The organism is Mesorhizobium sp. M7A.F.Ca.CA.004.12.1.1, from assembly GCF_003997835.1.
In the GTDB taxonomy this organism is placed as follows: domain Bacteria; phylum Pseudomonadota; class Alphaproteobacteria; order Rhizobiales; family Rhizobiaceae; genus Mesorhizobium.
On record NZ_RZRK01000604.1, the window covers coordinates 1 to 3,758 of the forward strand.

5 protein-coding genes are annotated in these 3,758 nt (G+C 63.0%); 3 read left to right on the forward strand and 2 right to left on the reverse strand.

Annotated features, from left to right (window positions below; translation table 11 throughout):
• Both EN984_RS25955 and EN984_RS25960 read left to right on the forward strand, forming a co-directional pair.
• Window positions 1–259, forward strand: a 259-nt coding sequence (locus EN984_RS25955) for a molybdopterin-binding protein (protein ID WP_245480120.1), incomplete at its 5' end; no start/stop codon positions are given.
• Between the two features lie 141 nt (window positions 260–400).
• Entirely contained in the window at window positions 401–823 is a 423-nt protein-coding gene (locus tag EN984_RS25960; RefSeq protein WP_127269627.1) for an aldehyde-activating protein, read from the forward strand.
• A 7-nt stretch (window positions 824–830) separates the two neighbouring features.
• Here EN984_RS25960 and EN984_RS25965 read toward each other — a convergent pair whose 3' ends face one another.
• Both EN984_RS25965 and EN984_RS25970 read right to left on the reverse strand, forming a co-directional pair.
• Entirely contained in the window at window positions 831–1,805 is a 975-nt protein-coding gene (locus tag EN984_RS25965; RefSeq protein ID WP_023808671.1) for a hypothetical protein, read from the reverse strand.
• Between the two features lie 141 nt (window positions 1,806–1,946).
• Window positions 1,947–2,471 (reverse strand): glycosyltransferase, encoded by a 525-nt coding sequence (locus tag EN984_RS25970; RefSeq protein WP_127272328.1) that lies wholly within the window; start codon window positions 2,469–2,471, stop codon window positions 1,947–1,949.
• 150 nt (window positions 2,472–2,621) lie between these two features.
• Here EN984_RS25970 and EN984_RS25975 point away from each other — a divergent pair.
• The coding region (locus tag EN984_RS25975; RefSeq protein ID WP_127384045.1) for a PA0069 family radical SAM protein at window positions 2,622–3,758 on the forward strand (1,137 nt) is incomplete at its 3' end.

The following is a 3,758-nucleotide window of genomic DNA, read 5'->3' on the forward strand; positions in this document are numbered from 1 at the left end:
GCGCATGGATGGCTTTTCGGAAGTGTTCCACCGCATTTCCTACGACAAGATCGGCACCTCGACGATCCAGAGCCGGGCGACCGGCGGCGTCGTCAACGCCACCTTCGTCTTCGTGCTGCCGGGCTCACCCGGCGCCTGCAAGGACGCGTGGGACGGCATCCTGAAAGCGCAGCTCGACTACCGGCACACGCCATGCAACTTCGTCGAGATCATGCCGCGCCTGGACGAGCATTTGCGGCGCGGCAAATCGGCTCCGTAAAAGCCGAGGCAAAGCGCCGGTTCCACGCCGCGTTCGCCAGGCAAAACAGCACCGGCGCCTTTGAAACCCCATTCCAAACCGGACCTCGGAAAAGTACCTTGTCTGAAGGCGATCATCGCCGTTCACGACAAGGCAGCTACGATGACCGTGCACACCGGTGGGTGCCATTGCGGCAATATACGCCTTGAATTTTCAACCGAGCTCGAGCCACCGCAAACCGAAGTTCGCGCTTGCCAATGCTCGTTCTGTGTCAGACATGGTTCGCGCGCCGTTGCCGATCCGAATGGCAGACTGGTCATCTCGGTCAAGGACGAGACGCAATTGCGGAGATATCAGTTCGGGCTGAGGACGGCCGACTATCTGATCTGCCGGCGGTGCGGTGTCTACGTCGCCGCAATCGCCAGAGATGACGATGCAAGGGCGATCGTCATCATCAACGCCCTGGACGACCGCGAACGGTTCAACCAGGAGCCGGTCCGCGTTGACTTCGATACGGAAAACAGGGCGCAGCGCCAAGCCAGACGCCGCACACACTGGACACCTGTCGAGATGAGCTTCGGATAGGCAGCTCTCAGCGGATAACCGGCTCGCCATGAAACCGTCGGCGCGACGGCGGCGATACGCCGAAGCCGACTTCCATCATCAGTCGCGGCGTGCGTGCCGGCACGGTGCCCATATGAAAGCCAAAGGGGTCCTCGACGAAGCCGAGACCAGCCTCGCCGGTCAGCGTCACCGGGCTCTGCTCGCCATAGACATCCAGAACCTGCTGCGCGGGATGACCGACCAGAAGGGTAAGCTGGTGCTTGAGGCTGCGGCGCTTGTGGCTGCCCCTGACATAGACATGCGGACCGGTGTCGGCGTCGACCGGCTTGAGGTAGAAGAAGAATTTCAGCATGCGCCAATCATCGAGGTCGAAATGATACTTGCCGAGCGAGGCGAGGTTCTTGTCGGCGTCCGAAGCCGCACCGGTTGGAAAACTCCACCAGACGCGCGTCGTGATCAGTTTTGCCTGGCCGCCGAGATAGTGCGCGGCAATATCCAGAAGCAGCGGATCGCGCTGGATGGCAAGCGCCGCCGGGCAGTCGAGGATGCGCTCGAAAAAATGCCCGCTGAGCAGCGAGCGGCCAAGGCGTTTCTCGGCCTCGGCATGTTCCCCCGGCATGAATTCGAGACGGCGGTCGAAATTGCCGAAGCAAGGCGTGCGCCCGGCGAAGTCGGCGATCTCTTCATGGATATCAGGCGGCAGGACCAGGCCTGAGAACAGCCCGTCGGAGCGCAACGCATCGACGACCGCTCCCCGTTCGACACCGGCAAACATCGTATCCCCGGCATTGGCGACCGGGCGGGCGCGTTTTGCGCCCAGCCAATGCATGCGGCGTCCGGGCATTGTGCGCGCCAACACGAACATCGGCAGCCAGGCAGGGTTCTCCCGCAGGTCCGTCAGATAGGTTGGAATACGTACGGCGATGCGCCGCAGCAGGCTGCCGTTGCGCGCAATGGCCTCGAGACTGGCCGCGCCGGATGTGTCGGGGGTTGAAAGCTTCATTGGGTCCTCGGCTATGAGAGCACCACCGATGCCGCATCGGTGCTCGCCTCTCGGCATGTCCAAACCCAATTCCCGCTTGAACGGAAGCTAACCCCGCGTCAGATTTTGTGCAATGCACAATGACCTGAGCAACTGCAAAAATCACGTCGACGAGCGGCGCTCCTGCTTGGCCGGCGCCATCCAGATCTCCGCGTCGAGCCGCTTCGTCGCGAGGCCGCGGGCGATGGTCCCGGCACTGCCGGCGCTCTTTGCCGCGGCAGCTGCCTGACGCTTGCTGATCAGCAAGCCGTCGGCCAAGGCGCGGTTTCCCGAAAAGACCCGGGCCAGGAATGGCGTGCGACTGGCTCGCGTGCGCGAAAACCGTGCCGCCATGGTCTGCCTGGCCGTGTGGGCGACAACTTCATCGATCCAGCCCTCCACCAGCCGCGCGCCCGGCTCCAGGAGCAGCAACCAATCCCCCTTGGCCTGGCGGATGCCGGCAGCGACACCGCCCGTCACGTACTGACAGCCGGCATGCTCGGCCACACGATGCGTCTGGTCGGTGGAGCCTGTGTCGCAGACGATGACTTCACGCACCACGCCCTCGACCGCTCCGCCAATCAGCGAGGCGAGCGTGCGGGCGAGGCCCTCCTCGTCATTGCGGGTTTCGATGAGAACACTGAGCATCCTTAGCCGAATAGCGGAAAGCGCCGGACAGCGCCAGTTTTTGCATCGCACCATAGAAAGTTCTTGCTTTGTTCCCACCAGTAAAATAGGAATAATTTCATGAACAGAGCGATTCGACACAACACGGACAGTCCCTGGGAGCGGGCGAAAATGGAACAGATCGTGCGCGCCGACATTGCAGCTTTCGGAGCAGGAAGAGCCGAGATGGCCAACGCGATGGTCGAGCAGAGCGGCATGCGTGTCCGCCCGGACCGCAACCGCGGCAGGTCGGCTGGCATCAATCCGTCCGGCCGGTTCGAGCCAGTCAGCCGGCACGTGTTCGACGATGGCTGGAATTCGCTGGAAGAACTGCCGCCTTTCAAGACCGAAGTGCAGGTAGAGAAGCCGCGCACCATCATCACCCGCAACGAATCGCCCGACATTTCCTTCGACCGTTCCATCAACCCCTATCGCGGCTGCGAGCATGGCTGCGTCTATTGCTTTGCCCGCCCGACGCACGCGTTCATGGGCCTGTCGCCGGGTCTGGATTTCGAATCCAAGCTGTTCGCCAAGCCTGATGCGGCGCGCTTGCTCGACAAGGAGCTTTCGAAGGACAGCTATCAGCCGCGCACCATCGCCATCGGCACCAACACCGACCCCTACCAGCCGATCGAGAAGCAATACCGGATCATGCGCGAAATCCTCGAAGTGCTGGAAGCGCGCGGCCATCCGGTCGGCATCGTGACAAAGTCCGCTCTGGTGACGCGCGATATCGATATCCTGTCGCGCATGGCCGAACGCGGGCTCGCCAAGGTAGCGCTGTCGGTGACGACGCTCGACCGCATGCTGGCGCGCACCATGGAGCCGCGCGCGTCGACGCCGACCAAGCGGCTGGAAGCGATCCGGCAGCTTTCGGATGCCGGCATTCCGGCGTCGGTCATGGTGGCGCCGATCATTCCGGGCCTGACCGATCCGGAGATGGAACGCATCCTCGATTCCGCATGTGCGGCGGGCGCGCGCGAAGCGGGCTACGTGATCCTGCGGCTGCCGCTGGAGGTCAGCCCGATCTTCAAGGATTGGCTGCTGCGTCATTATCCCGACCGCTACCGCCATGTGATGTCGCTGGTCCGGTCGATGCGTGACGGCAAGGACTACGATTCGGAATGGGGCAAACGCATGAAGGGCGCCGGTCCCTATGCCTGGCAGATCGGCCGGCGCTTCGAGATCACAGCCAAGCGGCTCGGCCTCAATGCCGAACGGCGCACGCTGCGGACCGACCAGTTCGTTGCCGCCGGGAAAGACCAGGTG